16 protein-coding genes are annotated in these 16,779 nt (G+C 70.6%); 12 read left to right on the top strand and 4 right to left on the bottom strand.

Translation table 11 applies throughout. The features are described from left to right. Positions 1-52 precede the first annotated feature (52 nt). Together MFF58_RS32290 and MFF58_RS16440 are read right to left on the bottom strand one after the other, a co-directional pair. Positions 53-175 carry a hypothetical protein gene (locus MFF58_RS32290; RefSeq protein ID WP_279603336.1) on the bottom strand — a complete coding sequence of 41 codons (123 nt, stop codon included), beginning with the start codon at positions 173-175 and terminating at the stop codon, positions 53-55. A 102-nt stretch (positions 176-277) separates the two neighbouring features. Continuing rightward, on the bottom strand, positions 278-1,138 hold the full coding sequence (locus MFF58_RS16440; RefSeq protein ID WP_238289819.1) for a universal stress protein: 861 nt from the start codon (positions 1,136-1,138) through the stop codon (positions 278-280). A 260-nt stretch (positions 1,139-1,398) separates the two neighbouring features. Here MFF58_RS16440 and MFF58_RS16435 point away from each other — a divergent pair, with 260 nt between their 5' ends. The 5 genes from MFF58_RS16435 to MFF58_RS16415 all read left to right on the top strand — a co-directional run bounded on the left by MFF58_RS16435 (position 1,399) and on the right by MFF58_RS16415 (position 6,825). After that, positions 1,399-2,949 carry a PAS domain-containing sensor histidine kinase gene (locus MFF58_RS16435; RefSeq protein ID WP_238289818.1) on the top strand — a complete coding sequence of 517 codons (1,551 nt, stop codon included), beginning with the start codon at positions 1,399-1,401 and terminating at the stop codon, positions 2,947-2,949. After that, entirely contained in the window at positions 2,939-3,547 is a 609-nt protein-coding gene (gene fixJ, locus MFF58_RS16430) for a response regulator FixJ (protein WP_238289817.1), read from the top strand. Before MFF58_RS16435 ends, fixJ begins: the two co-directional genes overlap by 11 nt. An 89-nt stretch (positions 3,548-3,636) precedes the next feature. Further along, positions 3,637-4,029, top strand: a complete 393-nt coding sequence (locus MFF58_RS16425; protein ID WP_238289816.1) for a response regulator transcription factor — start codon at positions 3,637-3,639, stop codon at positions 4,027-4,029. A 610-nt stretch (positions 4,030-4,639) separates the two neighbouring features. Further along, entirely contained in the window at positions 4,640-5,326 is a 687-nt protein-coding gene (locus MFF58_RS16420; RefSeq protein ID WP_238289815.1) for a helix-turn-helix domain-containing protein, read from the top strand. A gap of 791 nt (positions 5,327-6,117) precedes the next feature. Next, entirely contained in the window at positions 6,118-6,825 is a 708-nt protein-coding gene (locus MFF58_RS16415) for a Crp/Fnr family transcriptional regulator (RefSeq protein ID WP_238289813.1), read from the top strand. Between the two features lie 63 nt (positions 6,826-6,888). Here the strand turns inward: MFF58_RS16415 and MFF58_RS16410 are convergent, their stop codons facing one another. Then, positions 6,889-8,004 carry an acetate/propionate family kinase gene (locus tag MFF58_RS16410; protein ID WP_238289811.1) on the bottom strand — a complete coding sequence of 372 codons (1,116 nt, stop codon included), beginning with the start codon at positions 8,002-8,004 and terminating at the stop codon, positions 6,889-6,891. 9 nt (positions 8,005-8,013) lie between these two features. Continuing rightward, positions 8,014-10,557, bottom strand: a complete 2,544-nt coding sequence (locus MFF58_RS16405; protein ID WP_238289810.1) for a phosphoketolase family protein — start codon at positions 10,555-10,557, stop codon at positions 8,014-8,016. A gap of 133 nt (positions 10,558-10,690) precedes the next feature. Here MFF58_RS16405 and MFF58_RS16400 point away from each other — a divergent pair, with 133 nt between their 5' ends. The 7 genes from MFF58_RS16400 (at position 10,691) to MFF58_RS16370 (ending at position 16,422) form a co-directional block, all read left to right on the top strand. Beyond that, positions 10,691-10,891: a hypothetical protein gene (locus MFF58_RS16400; protein ID WP_238289809.1), complete on the top strand. Its 201-nt coding sequence runs from the start codon at positions 10,691-10,693 to the stop codon at positions 10,889-10,891. Between the two features lie 26 nt (positions 10,892-10,917). Next, on the top strand, positions 10,918-11,562 hold the full coding sequence (locus MFF58_RS16395; RefSeq protein WP_238289808.1) for a BON domain-containing protein: 645 nt from the start codon (positions 10,918-10,920) through the stop codon (positions 11,560-11,562). A gap of 157 nt (positions 11,563-11,719) precedes the next feature. Beyond that, the gene (locus MFF58_RS16390; RefSeq protein ID WP_238289807.1) at positions 11,720-12,535 is read left to right on the top strand and encodes a universal stress protein; all 816 of its coding nucleotides are present in this window, start codon (positions 11,720-11,722) and stop codon (positions 12,533-12,535) included. Next, positions 12,535-12,870 (top strand): c-type cytochrome, encoded by a 336-nt coding sequence (locus MFF58_RS16385; protein ID WP_238289806.1) that lies wholly within the window; start codon positions 12,535-12,537, stop codon positions 12,868-12,870. The genes MFF58_RS16390 and MFF58_RS16385 overlap by 1 nt, the downstream gene beginning before the upstream one ends. 14 nt (positions 12,871-12,884) lie before the next feature. After that, positions 12,885-13,745 (top strand): universal stress protein, encoded by an 861-nt coding sequence (locus tag MFF58_RS16380; protein ID WP_238289805.1) that lies wholly within the window; start codon positions 12,885-12,887, stop codon positions 13,743-13,745. A gap of 486 nt (positions 13,746-14,231) precedes the next feature. Continuing rightward, the gene (locus MFF58_RS16375; protein WP_238289835.1) at positions 14,232-15,368 is read left to right on the top strand and encodes a tyrosine-type recombinase/integrase; all 1,137 of its coding nucleotides are present in this window, start codon (positions 14,232-14,234) and stop codon (positions 15,366-15,368) included. Positions 15,369-15,537: 169 nt separating this feature from the next. After that, positions 15,538-16,422 (top strand): hypothetical protein, encoded by an 885-nt coding sequence (locus MFF58_RS16370; RefSeq protein WP_238289804.1) that lies wholly within the window; start codon positions 15,538-15,540, stop codon positions 16,420-16,422. Positions 16,423-16,779: the final 357 nt, after the last annotated feature.

The raw sequence follows: 16,779 nt of genomic DNA, 5'->3' as shown, positions 1-16,779 counted from the left end.
GCTTCCCCATCGGGGACGGACGTCGCGGGCGGCCCGTCCCGCGGCGTGAACGTCACTCGACGAAGCCCCAGCCCGCCTCCAGGGCGGCCCGGTCCTCCGCGTTCAGCGGACCGGGCCACGCGGTCCGGTTCGGTGCCCGCACCTGGGGTGGCGCCGCGTCGGTGGTCGACCGCACCGCAGGCGGTGGAATCGACGGCCCGCGTGTCCGCGATCGCAGGACCCGGGCGGTGGCGGCGCGGCGAGGCGGCTCTCGCTCTGTCATCGTCGGCCTCCATCTTCAGTGGGCGAGGAACAGCGGTGCCGGGCTGCCCCGCAGGAAGGAGCGCGTGACGCCGCCGAAGAAATACTCGCGGGTCGGGGCGTGCCGGTAGGCGCCCATCACGATCATGTCGGCCCGGAACAGACCGGCCTGGGCGCGCAGGGTCGCGGCGACTCCCTCGCCCTTCGGAAGGTCGTTGACGGAGACCTTCACCCCGTGGCGCGCGAGGTGGGGCGCGAACTCGGCCCCGGGCACCGCCGCGTGGATCTCCGCCTCGGTGCCGACGGAGACGATCTCGACCGCCTCGGCCGCGCGCAGGAACGGCAGCGCGTCGTTGGCGGCCCGCGCCGCCTGGGCGCTGCCGTCCCAGGCGACGAGGATCCGCCGTGCCGCGAAGGCGTCGTGTCCCGGCGGGACGGCGATGACCGGACGGCCGCTGTGAAACAGCGCCTTCTCGATCATCTGGCGGTCGAGATCGTAGGTCCGCGGGCCGATGTCCAGGACGGTGAGGTCGTGCAGGCGCGCGCGCTCGGCCAGCCGGTCCACGATCTCCGGATAGGGCAGGCTCGGCGCCTCCGTCGTGCAGACCACGCCGGCCTGCGCGGCGTCCCCGGCCGAGCGCGCCGCCACGGCGCTGGCCAGCGCCTGGAGCCGGTGGTCCGCGGCCGAGACGCCGGCGGAGTCGAAGCCGCCGGGCCAAGCGGCGTCGCCCGAGTGGCGCCAGGCGGACGACTGGAGGGTGAGGTGGGCGCCTGCGGCCTTGGCCAAGGTCAGGCCATAGCCGACGGCCGTGGAGGCCGCCTCGCGCTCGCCCTCGAAGGCGGTGCCGACGAGGACGTCGCGGAGGCCCGCGAGGGGCGCAGGGCAGGGTCCGGGCATGGACTTCTCCGATTCGTGCCGGCCCCATGGTTCGTGCCGTCCTGGGCGCGCGGCCTTGATCCAGCTCAAGCGGCCCGGGCGACGCGGTTTCAGTTTCAGTCCGGACCAAAAGCTATTCGGCGCCGGCTGCGAATACGGGTCGACGGCTGTTCCCTGTACCGGAATCGCAGTAATGACCGGACGCGCGACGCGGCCGACCGAGGCGCGGCGACAGGCGAGTTCCGCGACTGCCGCGCGCAGGGCTTCCCCGGGTGCGGTTGATGACGGACCTTATCGACAGGCCCAGCGCCGACCTGGAGCGTGACATCATGTCGGCGAGCGACGCGCTGCGGCAGACCCTCGACGAGGTGGGCATCTGCGTCTGGTCGCTGGATGTCCCGACCGGACGAGCCACCGTCTCTCCCACCTGCGCCCACCTGTTCGGAGTGCCGCCCGAGCGGCTGACCACCTTCGCGGACTCCCAGGCCTTGGTGCACCCGGACGACCGGCAGGCCCGGGCGGACGCCATCCAGCGGGCCTTGCGAGAGGGGGGCAGCTACGAGGTCGACTACCGCGTCGTGCGGCCCGACGGGCACGTCTGCTGGCTGCGCTCGCGCGGCCGGGTGAGCCCCGACACGGACGGACGGCCGGCACGGCATCGCGGGGTCGTCCTGAGCATCGACGGGCAGAAGCGGGCCGAGGAGGACATCCGGGCACGCGAGGCGCACCTGCGCTCGATCCTCGACACCGTGCCCGAGGCGATGGTCGTCATCGACGAGGCGGGCCTCATCCACTCGTTCAGCGCCGCGGCGGAGCGCCTGTTCGGCTACGCGGCCAGCGAGGCGGTCGGGCAGAACGTCCGCATCCTGATGCCGGAGCCGATGCAGAGCGAGCACGACGGCTACCTCGACCGCTACCGCCGGACCCGGGAGCGCCGCATCATCGGCACCAACCGGGTCGTGACCGGCCGGAGACGGGATGGCTCGATCTTCCCGATGGAGCTCGCCATCGGCGAGATGCGCTCGGGGGAGCAGGTGTTCTTCACCGGGTTCATCGACGACCTCACGGAGCACCAGCGCACCCAGGCCCGCCTCCAGGAACTCCAGTCCGAACTCGCCCACGTCTCCCGGCTGAGCGCGATGGGCGAGATGGCCTCCGCACTCGCGCACGAGCTGAACCAGCCGCTCGGCGCCATCGCGAACTACACCAAGGGCTGCCGCCGCCTGCTGGCGCGCCCCGGGCCCGAGGCCATCGCCAAGACGATGGAAGTCCTCGACAAGACCGCCGAGCAGGCGCTGCGGGCCGGCCAGATCATCCGGCGCCTGCGCGAGTTCGTCGCCCGCGGCGAGACCGAGAAGCGGGTCGAGCCGGTCGCGCGGCTGATCGAGGAGGCCAGCGCGCTGGCGCTGGTCGGGGCCCGCGAGCAGGGCATCGTCGCGCGCGTCGCCGTCGACCCCCGCGCCGGCTCCGTCCTGGCCGACCGGGTCCAAGTGCAGCAGGTCCTGGTGAACCTGCTGCGCAACGCCCGCGAGGCCATGCAGCAGGGCGACAGGCGCGAACTGACCGTCGCGGCGCGGCCCATCGGCCGGGACACGGTCGAGATCACCGTGTCGGACACCGGCCCCGGCATCGCCGAGGAGATCGCGGACAGGTTGTTCCAACCGTTCGTCACGACCAAGCAGAGCGGCATGGGCGTCGGGCTCTCGATCTGCCGCACCATCGTCGAGGCGCATGGCGGGCGGCTCGACGTCGGACGCAACGACGCCGGCGGGGCAACCTTCCGGCTGACGCTCCAGGCCGCCCACGCGGGAGACCCGCCCAATGGCAACTGACCTCGTGCACGTCGTGGACGACGATCCGGCGATGCGGGATTCCGTCGGCTTCCTGCTCGGGACCGAGGGGTTCGAGGTACGGCTCTACGAGGCCGGCACGGACCTGCTCGACAGCTTGGCGAAGCCGGCTGCGGGATGCGTCCTGACCGACATCCGCATGCCCGGTATCGACGGGCTGGAACTGCTGCGCCGTCTGCGGGCGGCGGGGCACACCTTGCCGGTGGTGATGATGACGGGGCACGGGGACGTGCCGCTCACGGTCGAGGCGATGAAGCTCGGCGCCTGCGATTTCATCGAGAAGCCGTTCGACGACGCGACGCTCATCCAGGCGCTCAGGTCGGCCTTGGAGCGGGGCGGGGCAGCCGGGGTGGTCGATCCGACGCTGCGCGAGTTCGTGCGACGCGTGGGGACCCTGAGCGAGCGGGAGCGGCAGGTCCTGGACCACCTCGTCGCCGGGGGCACCAGCAAGGAGATCGGCCGCACCCTCGACATCAGCCCGCGCACCGTCGAGATCTACCGGGCCAAGCTCATGGCCAAGACGCGGGCGGAGAGCCTGCAGGAACTGGTGCGCTGGTCGGTGCTGGCGGGCCTCGCCTGACGCCGGTTTGAGGCAGGTCAAGGCGACCGCCGGTCCTCGTCCGCATGGTGGCGCCTTCCAACCGGGGAGCACGCCGACCGGCGACCGCCATGACGACAGACCCTGCCAGCCTCATCTACGTCGTGGACGACGACCCGGCCGTCCTGCACTCCACGCGTTTCCTGCTCGAGAGCGAAGGGCACCGTGTCGAGACCTTCGCTGACGGCCGCGAATTGCTGGCGGCCTTTCCCGGCCCGAACCCGGCCTTCGTGCTGCTCGACCAAATCATGACCGGCATGGACGGCCTTGAGGTGGTCGGGCGCCTGCGCGACCTCGACAGCCGTGTCCCGGTGGTCTTGATCACCGGTCATCCCGATCCGGGCATCCGGGCGAAGGCCAGTGTCGCCGGCGTTCCGCTGGTCGAGAAGCCCCTGGCGTTGGACGTGCTCCTGGGCGTGCTGGCCGATGGCGAGGCCGGCGGGGGCTTCACCGCCGGCGCCTAGGATCACCAGCCCGCCGCGGGACTTCGCGGGTGCGGCGGCTTGCGCGGATCGGCCCATGGCCCACGCGAGGGGATCTCGTGTGCCTTCCCCGGTCCGGCTGGCGTCCAGGATTGCGGGCGCGGCCTCGGGTGGCTTTGACCCAGGTCAACGGCCCGGGCCCGTAACGGCGCGCTTCGCCGTCCCTCGATTGCGTTGACCGCCGTCAAGGCCATGCCGGGCCCCGGCAGGATGCTCCGCCCGTTGGAACCGGCTGAGAGGTCTGTCATGCCGATCGAGCCCGCCACGCGCGTCATCGGCGCAGCCTTCACCTCCGGATGCGTAACGGTCCATGGGTTTCGCCGACATCCCGACGCGGTCACCCTAGTCCTGGCCCTGGTGGCCTACGCGTTGGCCACGACCGTCGCGTCGCTCCTCGCGGCGCGGTTCTCATGGGCCGCGGCTCCCGACCCCGGGGGTGGATGGATCTTCGTGCCCCTGAGCGGGGCTGAGCCTCCGCCGGCACCCTAGGTAGATCCCCTTACGCGGAGCTGCTTAAGAGACCGCCCGGAATTTCGCCGGGGCCACGACCCCGACAAGGTCTCCTCACCCCACGCGGACGAGGAGAGAAGCGATGGCCGCCGAGATCACCCTGCCCCCATCCGCGCGCGTGACCGCGAACGTCGCCGCCGGCGGCAAGCCCGGGATCGCGCTCTTCGCGGGCTGCCCCGAGCTCCTCGGCACCCCCTTCGCCTACGCCCGCGAGGAGGAGATCTACGGCGAGGGTGAGGAGGCCGAATTCGTCTACAAGGTCGTCAGCGGCGCGGTGCGCACCCACAAGGTGCTGAGCGACGGCCGGCGCCAGATCACCGGCTTCCACCTGCCCGGCGACCTGTTCGGGTTCGAGCAGGGCGAGATGCACCGGCACACGGCCGAGGCCCTGTCGGACACCCGGGTGCTGATCTTCCGCCGCCGGGGGATCGAACGCGCCGCGACCCGCAGCGCCGAGGTGGCCTGCCAGCTCTGGGCCATGGCGGCGAGCGGCCTTCGCTACGCCCAGGACCACATGCTGCTGCTCGGCCGGCGCTCCGCGGTGGAGCGCGTCGCGACCTTCCTCATGGAGGTCGACGAGCGTCTCGGCGGCACCGGCACCTTCGCCCTGCCGATGACCCGGCGCGACATCGCGGATCACCTCGGTCTCACCATCGAGACCGTGTCGCGCACCTTCTCGCACCTGGAGGAGGACGGGGCGCTGCTGCGCGCAGCCGGGCGCCAGGTCAGCCTCCGGCGCGCCCGGCTGCGCCGCTTCGTCGAGGATTGAAGGTTCCCCTCCCCCAGCGCCGGGGAGGAGCGCACGGCCCCGACGCGCGACGCGCGAGCGAGCCATCGAGGACCGCACCGTCGCCCTGCGCTGAGGAGGCGGCCACGCCCCGTGGAACGCCCGCGCCGGCGGCCGCTCTCGGCGCGACGGCGGAGGCCGGGATGGCCGGCCACTCTCTGCCGCGCTGTGCCTTGCTGTGCCGCGTGACCCTGGCGCCTTGCCCGGAGCATCCGGACGGCAGAGCCGGGCGCGGCTCCGAGAGCGTGGCACCGCTCCGACCGGACGGCCGCCGCGACGCGGCGCTCTGGCACGGGACGCGGGCGGCGCCGCCCGGCTGATCGGCTCCCCGGACTGGACGACCGAGGGCGACCGCCTCCTGTGCCGTTGGGTGCGGCCGGTCGCTCTCGGCGACTGCCGCTCCGGCCTCGACGTCGGACACGGGGATCGTGACGGCGGGTCGAAGCCGGCGCGCGTCGCGACGCCCCGACCCATCGGATGCCGGATCTGGTTCGAGCGGGGCGAGGCGAATGGTGCTCCGAACCGAGATTGTTTGATTCACCGCAAGGCGCGACCGCATCGTGCCCCCAACCTGTCTTCCGTCCTGTGGAACTGGAGGGCGCAGCATGTCCGTGGTTGACGGAGATACACCGTCGAGGCCGAACCAAGCGGCGGTCGCGGACCGGTGCGATGCCGCGCAACCGCCCGCTGGCTCGACGCGCCGACCGGCGCGCGCGCGCGGCCCGCACTGGCGCCAGGGGCAGATCGCCCGCGAACCTGCCCGTGCGTCGCGCGTGGATTGGACCCTCGCCCTCAGGCGCAGGCTGGATCGGTCCGGTGCCTCGGCCTCGGAGATCGACGCCCTCGCCGCGTCCGTATCCCGGGTCGTAGCGATCGAGGCCGACCGGGAGATCGTGCGCGAGGACGACGTGCCCGCCGAATGCCGGCTCCTTCTGGATGGCTGGACCTGCCGCTACATCCCCCTGGAGACCGCGAGGCCGCAGATCCTCGGCCTGCAACTGCCCGGCGACTTTCTGGACCTCCAGGGCCTCCTCCGACGGCGGATGGATCACGTGATCGCCTCGCTCACCCCGTGTCGCATCGGCGTCATCCCCCATGATGCCTTGAGGCGTCTCACGGCGCGGCATCCCCGCATCGCCAGGATGCTGCAGCTCGAAACGGCCTTCGAGCTGGCCACGACCCGTCGCTGGCTCCTGAACGCGGGGCACCGCCAGGCGTACGCGGGGATGGCGCACCTGATCTGCGAACTCTTCACGCGGGCGGCAGCCGCCGGCCTGACCGAGGCGTCCCGGTTTTCCATGCCGTTGACGCGGGCGGAATTCGGCAGCGCCCTCGGCCTGACGGCGGTCCACGTGAACCGTACCGTGAAGAGGCTTCACTGGGCCGGGCTCGTCACATGGCGAGGCCGGTGGATGACCATCGAGGACTGGGATGGGCTGACGGCGGTCGCCGATTTCGACCCCGCCTACCTGAAGCGGTAACCCGCGACGCCCGGACCGGAACGGTTGGCGGTCGCGCCGACGCTTCCTCGGTGACGGGCGCGCTCACATCGGCCCGAGCACGTCGCTCACCGACAGGGCGATCTCGCGCGCCTCGTTCGCGGGCGCGACGCGGACCGCGACCGCCGAGCCGGACGCCTCGATCCTCCCCGCGCCGCCGGCATTGGCCCCCTCGTCGAGGACGACGCCCGCGAATGCCAGCGCGCGGCAGACGTCGGTGCGAACCTGCGCGGCGTGCTCACCGATGCCGCCGGTGAAGACGATGGTGTCGACCCCGCCGAGGGCGGCGATGAGCGAGCCCGCCTCCCGCACGATCCGGTAGGTGAACAGATCCAGGGCCTCGCGCGCCGCCACCGCGTCGCTCGCCTCCAGGACCTGCACGTCGTCGCTGATGCCGGAGACGCCGAGAAGGCCCGACCGGGCGTTCAGGAGATCGGCCACCGCGTCGGGTGACAGGCCACGCTCCCGGATCAGGTACAGCACGAGGCCCGGGTCGACTGCGCCGCTGCGGGTGCCCATCATCAGCCCGTCGAGCGTCGTGAAGCCCATCGTCGTGGCGACGCTGCGCCCGTCCCGGATCGCGCACAGGCTGGCCCCGTGGCCGAGATGGGCGGCCAGGATCCGCCCGCTCGGGTAAGCCCGGGCGAGATGGGCGTAGGACAGCCCGTGAAAGCCGAAGCGCACGAGCCCCTCGTCGATGAGGGCGCGCGGCAGCGGGTAGAGTTGGGCCAGCCGCGCCTGCGTCCTGTGGAAGGCCGTGTCGAAGCAGGCGACCTGCGGCAGGTCCGGCCAGGTCTCTCCGACCGCCCGGATGCAGGCGAGCGCCTGCGGCTGGTGCGCCGGGGCCAGCGGCACGAGGCCCTCCAGCGCCAGCATGACGTCCGCATCGAGGCGGACCGGCGCCGCGTGGCGCGTGCCGCCATGGACGACCCGGTGCCCGGCCGCCGACGGCGCGGCGGGCAGCCGCTCGAACAGCCGGCGGGCGACGGTCGCGTGGTCGCCCGCCGGCGGGCGCTCCCCGTCGGAGGCGATGCCGTCGACCGTGATCCGAGGCTGTCGCCCGATATCGGCGACATGGGCGTGCCAGGCCGGTTCGCACGCACCCGGCCGGAACAGGGCGCAGCGCAGGCTGGAGGAACCAGCATTGAGGACGAGGATCATCGCCCCGCCTCAGGTGACCACCGTCCAGCCGTCGACGGTCCCGGCCCGACCGGGCTCGTCCGCGTCGGTCGGGCCGCACTGCATGATGTCGCCCTCGATCCGGCGGTCGTGGTCCTCGGTGGCGGACCGTTCCGGCCAGGTCCAATCCCGCACCTCCGGCAGGTCGTCGCCGGTCCGGCGGACGTGCTCGCGATGGGCGGCGAGCGCGTCCCGGAGCGCCTCCTCGGCGTGCTCGGCCCGGGCGCCCAGTCGCGGGACGGCCCGGATCGCGGCCTGGGCGAGATGATAGCGGTCGAGCCGGTTCAACACGCACATGTCGAAGGGCGTCGTGGTCGTGCCCTCCTCGATGAACCCGTGCACGTGGAAGTTGCCGTGGTTCGTCCGCTTGTAGGTCAGCCGGTGAATCAGCCACGGGTAGCCGTGGTAGGCGAACACCACCGGCCGGTCGCGCGTGAACACGCTGTCGAAGGTCGAGGCATCGAGCCCGTGCGGGTGCGTCTCGGGGGCGGGCAGCGTCATCAGGTCGACGACGTTCACCACCCGGACCCTGAGTTCCGGGAGGTGCCGGCGCAGCCAGTCCACGGCCGCGAGCGTCTCCAGGGTCGGAACGTCACCCGCGCAGGCCATGACCACGTCCGGGCCCGCATCGCCCTCGTTCGAGGCCCAGTCCCAGATCCCGGCGCCGGCCGCGCAGTGCCGGGCGGCCTCGTCCAGGGCGAGCCACTGCAGGGCGGGCTGCTTGCCGGCCACGACCACGTTGATGCGGTCGTAGGTCCGCAGGCAGTGGTCCATGGCGCAGAGAAGGGTGTTCGCGTCCGGCGGCAGGTAGATCCGCGCCGTGTCCCCGCGCTTGTTCGCCACGAAGTCGATGAAGCCGGGATCCTGGTGGCTGAAGCCGTTGTGGTCCTGCCGCCAGACGTGGGACGAGAGCAGGATGTTGAGGGACGGCACCGGCCGGCGCCAGGGCAGGTCGCGCGAGGACTTCAGCCACTTGGCGTGCTGGTTCACCATCGAATCGACGACGTGGGCGAAGGCCTCGTAGGTTGCGAACAGGCCGTGCCGCCCGGTGAGCACGTAGCCTTCCAGCCAGCCCTCGCAGAGGTGTTCGCTCAGCACCTCCATGACGCGGCCGTCGCGCCGGAGGTGGTCGTCGCCCGGCAGGATCTCGTCCTGCCAGGCGCGGCCCGTCACCGCGAACACCGCGTCCAGCCGGTTCGAGGCGGTCTCGTCCGGCCCCATGATGCGGAAGTTCCGGCTCGCCGCGTTCAGGGTCAGGATTTCGCGCAGGTAGGTCCCGAGCACGCGGGTGGCTTCGGCCGTGAGGCGGCCGGGCTCCGGCACGGCGACGGCGACGCGGCCCAGGTCCGGCAGGCGCAGCGGCGCGCTCCTGTGCGCGTTGGCGTGCGGGTTGGCCGAGAGGCGCCGCGGCCCCTGCGGCGGCAGCGCGGCGAGGTCGACGACGAGCGATCCGTCCTCCGCGAACAGCTCCTCCGGCCGGTAGGATCGCATCCAGGATTCCAGGATCGCGCGGTGCCCGGCGTTCTCCCGCACGGCCGCCACGGGCACTTGGTGCGAGCGCCAGGTGCCCTCGACCGGCTTGCCGTCCACCCGGTCCGGCCCCGTCCAGCCCTTGGGGCTGCGCAGCACGATCATGGGCCACCGCGGCCGCCCGGCCTCTCCGTGGCCGGCGCGCCTGCGGATATCCGCGATGGCATCGCAGGCCGCATCGAGGGCCGTGGCCATGGCTTGGTGCATCGGGGCCGGCTCGTCGCCCTCGACGAAGGTCGGCGCGTAGCCGTAGCCGACGAGAAGGCTGCGAAGCTCGTCGGCGGGCATGCGGGCGAGGAGCGTCGGGCTGGCGATCTTGTAGCCGTTGAGGTGCAGGATCGGCAGGACGGTGCCATCCGTCCTCGGGTCCAGGAACTTGTTCGCGTGCCAGGAGGCGGCGAGCGGCCCCGTCTCGGCCTCGCCGTCACCGATCACGCAGGCGACGGTCAGGCCCGGGCTGTCGAGGGCGGCCCCGAAGGCGTGCGCCAGGGCATAGCCGAGCTCGCCGCCCTCGTGGATCGAGCCCGGCAGCTCGGGCGAGGCGTGGCTCGGGATGCCCCCGGGAAACGAGAATTGCCGGAACAGGCGCGCCATCCCGTCGAGGTCTTGCGCCACGTCCGGGTAGATCTCGCTGTAGGTGCCCTCCAGGTACGCGTTGGCCACGAGCCCCGGCGCGCCGTGGCCGGGCCCCCAGACCGCGATCATGTCGAGGTCGCGCTGGCGTATGACCCGGTTCAGGTGCGCGTAGATGAAGTTGAGGCCGGGCGTCGTGCCCCAATGGCCGAGGAGCCGCGGCTTGACGTGTTCGGGCTTGAGCGGCTCGCGCAGGAGCGGGTTGGCCATGAGGTAGATCTGCCCGACCGACAGGTAGTTCGCGGCCCGCCAGTAGGCGTCGATCCGCTGGAGGCTGTCGGGTCCGAGCGGCCCCGGCACGAACGGCAGCGCGCGCCTGTCATCCCGATGTCCGCTCGCGTGGCGCTCCCTGGTTCCGTGCGTCGCGTCCATGCCGGCCTCCGGGCGGGTGCTGATCCCGGCGTCGACCGTGCCGGGGGGCCGGACCGGCGGCGTTGAGCTGGATCAAAGCGGGCCCGGCGATGGCCGGCAGAATGGCCTCCGTCGGGCAGGACGGGAGCGGACGATGACCCTGGTGCTTCGAACCACCTACATCCAGACGGTGCGCCGCGTGCGGGTACCGGTCGGGCTGGCGCCTCGGAACGACGCGGGCCGGCGGGTCGTCTCGGATGGCTATCGCTACCGGAGCATCGGCAGCCTGCAGGCCCTGGCGCTGGCCCTTGCAGCCTCGGCGGTGACGCCGGTGCTGCTCTGGCTCGCCCTTTGAACCCCACCGAACCGAGGAGACGGGCGATGGACGACATCACCGTGCGCCGGCACGTGCTCGACGAGCTGGAATACGCCCCGATGATCGACGCGGCGCAGATCGGCGTCACGGTCGAGAACGGCATCGTGACGCTCACCGGGCACGTCCGGAACTACGCCGAACGAGGCATCGCCGAGCGCGTCGTGCTGCGGGTCCGCGGCGTGCGCGGCGTGATCGAGCGGATCGAGGTCCGCTACCCGGATGATCCGAGGGTCGGCGACGAGGCCCTGGCCGAGCGCTGCGCCCGGGTGATCCAGTGGGACGCGCGCATCCCCCGGGACTCGGTCACGCTCAAGGTCGAGCAGGGCCGCGTCACGCTCCACGGATGCGTGCCGCACTACCACCAGAAGGCAGCCGTCGATAAGGCCCTGCGGCGGCTGGCCGGCGTCACCGACATCGTCAACCTCATCGCCGTGAAGCCGCCGGCCCGGGCCGCCGACGTGAAGTCCCGCATCCGCGCGGCCCTGCAGCGGAGCGCGCGGGACCCGGACACGATCCGCGTGCACGTCGATGGCGACACGGTCACCCTCGATGGATGCGTCGATGTCTGGCGCGAACGCGAGCTCGCCGAGCGGGCGGCGTGGTCGGCCCCCGGCGTTCGAGCCGTCGAGGACCGCCTGACCCTCGCCTGAGCTGCGCCGGTTGAGGCTCGATCCGCGCATCTTGAGCTCGGTCCTCCGGAGCACCCGGATTGCCCGTCGCGCCCCTTGAGATGGATCAAGGCCGACGCTGCGAACCCCGGCCACGCTCCCCAAGACGGCGCCGGAATTCCGGCAGCGGGAGACGGTCATGAAGATCTCCAACATCATGGTCTCGGTCGATCTCGGGGCCGCGGCGGCGGACCGCGTCCAGCTGGCGGCAAGCCTCGCCGGGCGTTTCGAGGCCACGCTGACCGGCGTCGCGGCGCGCCCGGTCCTGGCCCCCATGCCGGTCGGCGACATGCTGGAGGTCGAGCGCGTCTGGGCCATCGAGGAGCGCCTGGCGGACGAGCAGCTCGCGGCGGCCAAGGCCTTGTTCCAGCGCGAGGCCGGGGCGGCGCACGGGACGGGCTGGCGCTCGGCTCCGACCGCGCCTTTGATCTACCTCGCCAGCGCGGCGCGCGCCGCCGATCTCGTGGTCGTCGGCCGGAACGGCCCTGCAGACGGCGACCCGGGTCCGATGGGCGTTCCGGCTGGGGCGCTCCTGATGGAGGTCGGGCGCCCGGTGCTGATCGCGCCGCCGGGTGTGGAGAGCCTCGCGGCGCGACGGGTCGTCGTGGCCTGGAAGGATACGCGGGAGGCACGCCGGGCCGTTCACGACGCGTTGCCGTTCCTGACTCGGGCCGACGAGGTTCATGTGGCGGTGGTGGGTCCCGGCGCCGACCAGGAGGGCGCCGAGGACGTCGCCGCCTACCTGTCCGGCCACTGCGTCGCCGTCACCACGCACCTGCTGCACAGGCCGGAGATCGGCGCCGCGGACGAGATCCTTCGGTTCGCCCACCGCGAGGAGGCAGACCTGATCGTGATGGGCGCCTATGGGCACAGCCGCCTGCGCGAGTGGGTCTTCGGCGGCGCCACCCGCGAGGTCCTGACGACCACGCCCATCTGCTGCTTGATGAGCCACTGATGCGCCCGAAAGCCACCATTCCGGCGGGCGCTCTCGCGCTGCTCGCCATCCTTCTTCCCGCCGGCGCCGCCACGGCCTGGGACCGGCAGGTCAAGCAGGGCGAGACCCTCGCCCGGACCAACTGCGCCCGCTGCCACGCCGTGGGGCGGGTCGGAGCGAGCCCCCTGCGCGAGGCGCCGCCCTTCCGCGAGCTGCACACGCGCTACCCCGTCGAGGACCTCGGCGAGGCCCTGGCCGAGGGCATCCGCACGGGCCATCCGAGCATGCCGGAATTCCGGTTCGACCCGGATCAGGCAGAGGCCCTGATCGCCTACCTCAAGAGCCTGGAACGCTGAGCGAGGAGTTTCCGATGTACCTGCGCTGCCTCCTCGTTCCCACCGCCCCGGGCATCGACGCCACCCGGCGGCTGGACGCGGCCCTGCGGCTGGGCCAGCGGCTGCACGCGCATATCAACGTCAGCTTCATGGCGCCGGGCCCGGAGCACGTGCTCGCCGGCATGGCGAGCCTCGTGCCGATGGACTGCGCGACCATCGAGGCCATCGAGCGGGGCGTGCGGGAGGCCGCGGCCGACGGGCAGGCGGCCCTGCGCGCGTGGTGCGCGCGCCAGGGCGTGCCCTTCGCGGCGTCGGGCGGGCGCCTGGACGCCACCTTCGCGACCTGGACCGAACTCTCCGGCGAGGTCGAGCCGCTCCTGACCCTGGCGGGCCGCGTCAGCGATCTCGTCCTCGTCGACCAGCCCGACCCGGAGCGGCCGTTCACCGGTCGCGCGCTCGACACGGCGCTGTTCTCGGTGGGGCGCCCGACGCTGATGGTCGGCAAGACCCTCCCCGACGATCTGCTGGACCACGTCATGATCGCCTGGAACGGCAGCCTGGAGGCGACGCGGCTGATCGGGCAGTCCATCACGCTGCTGCACGAGGCGGGCCGGGTGACCGTGGTGCATGCGCGGACGGAGCGCTTCGAGGAGGCGCGGGCGGCCGACCTGTGCGCCTACCTGCGCTGGCATGGCATCGTGGCGGAGGCGGTCACCCGCGAGGCCAGCGAGCCGCACGCCGTCGGCGCGGCCATTCTTGGCGAGGCGGAACGGCGGAATGCGTCGTTGCTGGCCTTGGGGGCCTACACCCACAGCCGGGTCCGCGAGTTCCTGCTCGGCGGCGTCACCCGCCACGTCGTCGAGCACGCCCGTCTCCCGGTGCTCATGGCCCACTGAACTTGGGGCGGCCCGCATCGGGACGGGCAGGCCTGCGTCGAACCGTGCCTCGGTCCGTCGCGTCCGCGGCGGCGCCGCCGCCGTTCCGGGCGAATCCCGCACTTGGTCCGGTCGCACCGGTGGGCCCTCGGCGGCGGTTCGGGGACCTCGCGCTCGGCGCAGGCCGACGGCCAGACGCAGGGGCGGAGCGTGTTCCCGCTGTCGGGTTGCCGCTTTGGTGGTTTGGGGCCCTCCCGCGCGTGAAAGGCGGCGCCCAGGACCGCCTTCGTTCATTGTCCGAGGAGATGCAATATCAGCCAACGCCGGCCAAAAACTGCAATTATTCCAATCATATATCCGCTACAGCGAATCGACGAGTTTGTCCGGCATCATCCATTACAATCCGCTGGCAGCCCACCTCGAATGTGGGCTACAATGGCTTTTTAGAATTGGGCGGGTCCGGCAATGGGAGGCAAGGGGCGGCACCCCGAGAAAGCGTTGACGAGCGTGCAGATACGCTCTCTCAAGACTCCGGGGCGCTACGCCGATGGCCATGGCCTCTATCTCTTGGTTGATCCGTCAGGTTCGAAGCGGTGGATCCTCCGCATCGTCGTGCAGGGGAAGCGTCGTGACATCGGGTTCGGCGGGGTTGGGCTCGTAAGTCTCGCAGAGGCGCGGGAGAAGGCGCTTGCCTATCGCAGAATCGCTCGGAACGGCGGCGATCCAGTTGCTGATAAGCGCAAGGGAGTGGTGACCGTCCCAACCTTCGCCGAGGCGGCCGAAACGGTGCACGCTGAGCATAAGGCCACTTGGAAAAATGCGAAGCACACGGCGCAGTGGATCACGACGCTGCGCACCTACGCGAACCCGCATATTGGCTCGAAGCGCGTCGACCAGATCGAGACCCCCGATGTTTTAAGGGCGCTCGCGCCGATCTGGCTGACGAAGGGTGAAACGGCCAGTCGCGTGCGCCAGCGAATCGGCACGGTGCTTGATTGGGCGAAGGCGGCCGGGCATCGCAGCGGCGACAATCCGGTCGAGGGAGTCACCCGGGGCTTGCCGAAACAGGGCGAGCGAGAAAAGCATCACGCGGCGCTACCCTACACAGAGGTCCCCGCCTTCGTCGCGCGCCTGAGGGCGATGTCCGGGCAGGGCGACATCGGCCGCCTCGCCTTTGAATTTTTGATCCTGACGGCGGCACGCACCGGTGAGGTGCTTGGGGCGCACTGGTCCGAGATCAACGAAGCTGAGGCGCTCTGGACCGTGCCGGCTGCGCGGATGAAGGCGGGCCGTGAGCATCGGGTGCCGCTCAGCGTAAGGGCGCGTGAAGTCTTGACCCAGGCGAAGGGATTGGCAGGCGACAGCGCGCTCGTCTTTCCGGGGCGAGATGGCACGAGGCGGCTGTCGAACATAGTATTTTTCAAGGCGCTGCAGCGAATGGCGGTGCCGATCACCGCGCACGGCTTCCGCTCGTCGTTCCGTGACTGGGCGGCCGAGGCGACGACCCTGCCGCGCGAGGTAGCGGAGATGGCGCTGGCGCACGCGGTCGAGAACCGGGTCGAGGCGGCCTACCGGCGTGGCGACCTGCTGGCCAAGCGGCGCGATCTGATGGATCAATGGACCACGTTCGTAGCGGCCCTGTAGTGTCCGAAGGCTTACGGAGGGTTCCCCAAGCGTGCGACGCCTTCGACCCCGGCGCCCACCTGCCAAGCGTCATACCGTAGCCGAGCAAGATGCGATCATCGCCCGGTTCGTGGCGGCGCGGCAGAAGGGTCTTCAACCCGCGGAAGCCGCAGCCGGCCTCGATACCTCGTTGGCCTCGATCTACCGATGGCAACGCTCCCGGCAGCCATCCAAAGGCAGGCCGTCGCCCACACCCGCCCAACAGGGCGGCATCGATGCCGCCCTCGCCCGATTGCTGGATGAGCGGAACGATGACCGTGATTCTTTCCTCGAAGCGCTGTTCAAGTTCATCGCTTGGCTCCGTTGGCCGACGGTGCCCGGCGATCACCCGGCGGCGATCACCGCGTGTATTGTCTCGTATCTCACGCAGGATTCCACTGCACAAACATTGGATGAGCTACCACCGGCTGATCTGACTCTCGCGTTGCGTCATATCCGTGTCGATGTGCTGCGCCGCATATGTTCGTTCGACGCGCTCACTCTTCCGATTTTCGATGTTTGGGAATGGGATGGTCACCCCTACAGTCACCTCGATCTTGTCTCGGACGTTGCATGGTTCCTCATTGCCTACGAGCCAACCACCGACCGAGCGAGGGATACCGCCAGCTTAGACAAAGCATTTCGTGTGATGCAGGGGAATGGATTCAAGTACAAATGGAAAATGTCTAAGCGCACGTTCACGGCGCTATGGCTTAAATTGGGACCGGCCGCGCCATTCCACTATATCGAGCGCTACCATCCCGGCTTGGAGTTCTCAATCGATCCAGCGCAGCCCGGATTCGCAGCAGCAGTTGATGAAATTTTCGCTCAACCTGACGAATTGCGCCTATATATCGCGCGATGCTGTGGGGTAATTGCTTTGCTTCGTCAGAGGCTCGATCCAAGATCGCTACAGGCCGTAAGTTTCCCAAATTTTCCGCCCGGCTTTGCCGCAGAAGCAATTTCGCCACCGCCGCTGCCGAAAGGCGCTTATGTGGCTTTGAAACATTCTAGATTTTTGCATAAACCACTCTAGGAACTGGCGTTTTCATCGTGCAACCTGGAACTTGAATTTCCTCGAGATTGCGCTGACGCCATTCTTCTCTTCGTTCGAAAGGCAAACGCCTTCGAAGTAGGGGACAGAACAAATGCCCGTCGCAGAAGACTTGGTATCAATTACGCCATGTTCGGATGGCTTGCCAGCCACTGGCTTCGTCCGCCTCGCCAACATTCTTGCACCGCGAGGACCCCTGCCGATCAGCAAGTCGTCCTGGTGGGAGGGAGTGCGTACTGGACGATACCCGCAGCCGATAAAGCTTGGGCCGCGCATCACCGCGTGGCGGTGTGAAGACATCCGAACCCTGCTTGAGACGGGTGTGAGGATCTAAATCCA

The organism is Methylobacterium longum (assembly GCF_022179385.1).
Classification (GTDB): domain Bacteria; phylum Pseudomonadota; class Alphaproteobacteria; order Rhizobiales; family Beijerinckiaceae; genus Methylobacterium; species Methylobacterium longum.
This window is presented reverse-complemented; position numbering and strand designations above follow the sequence as displayed.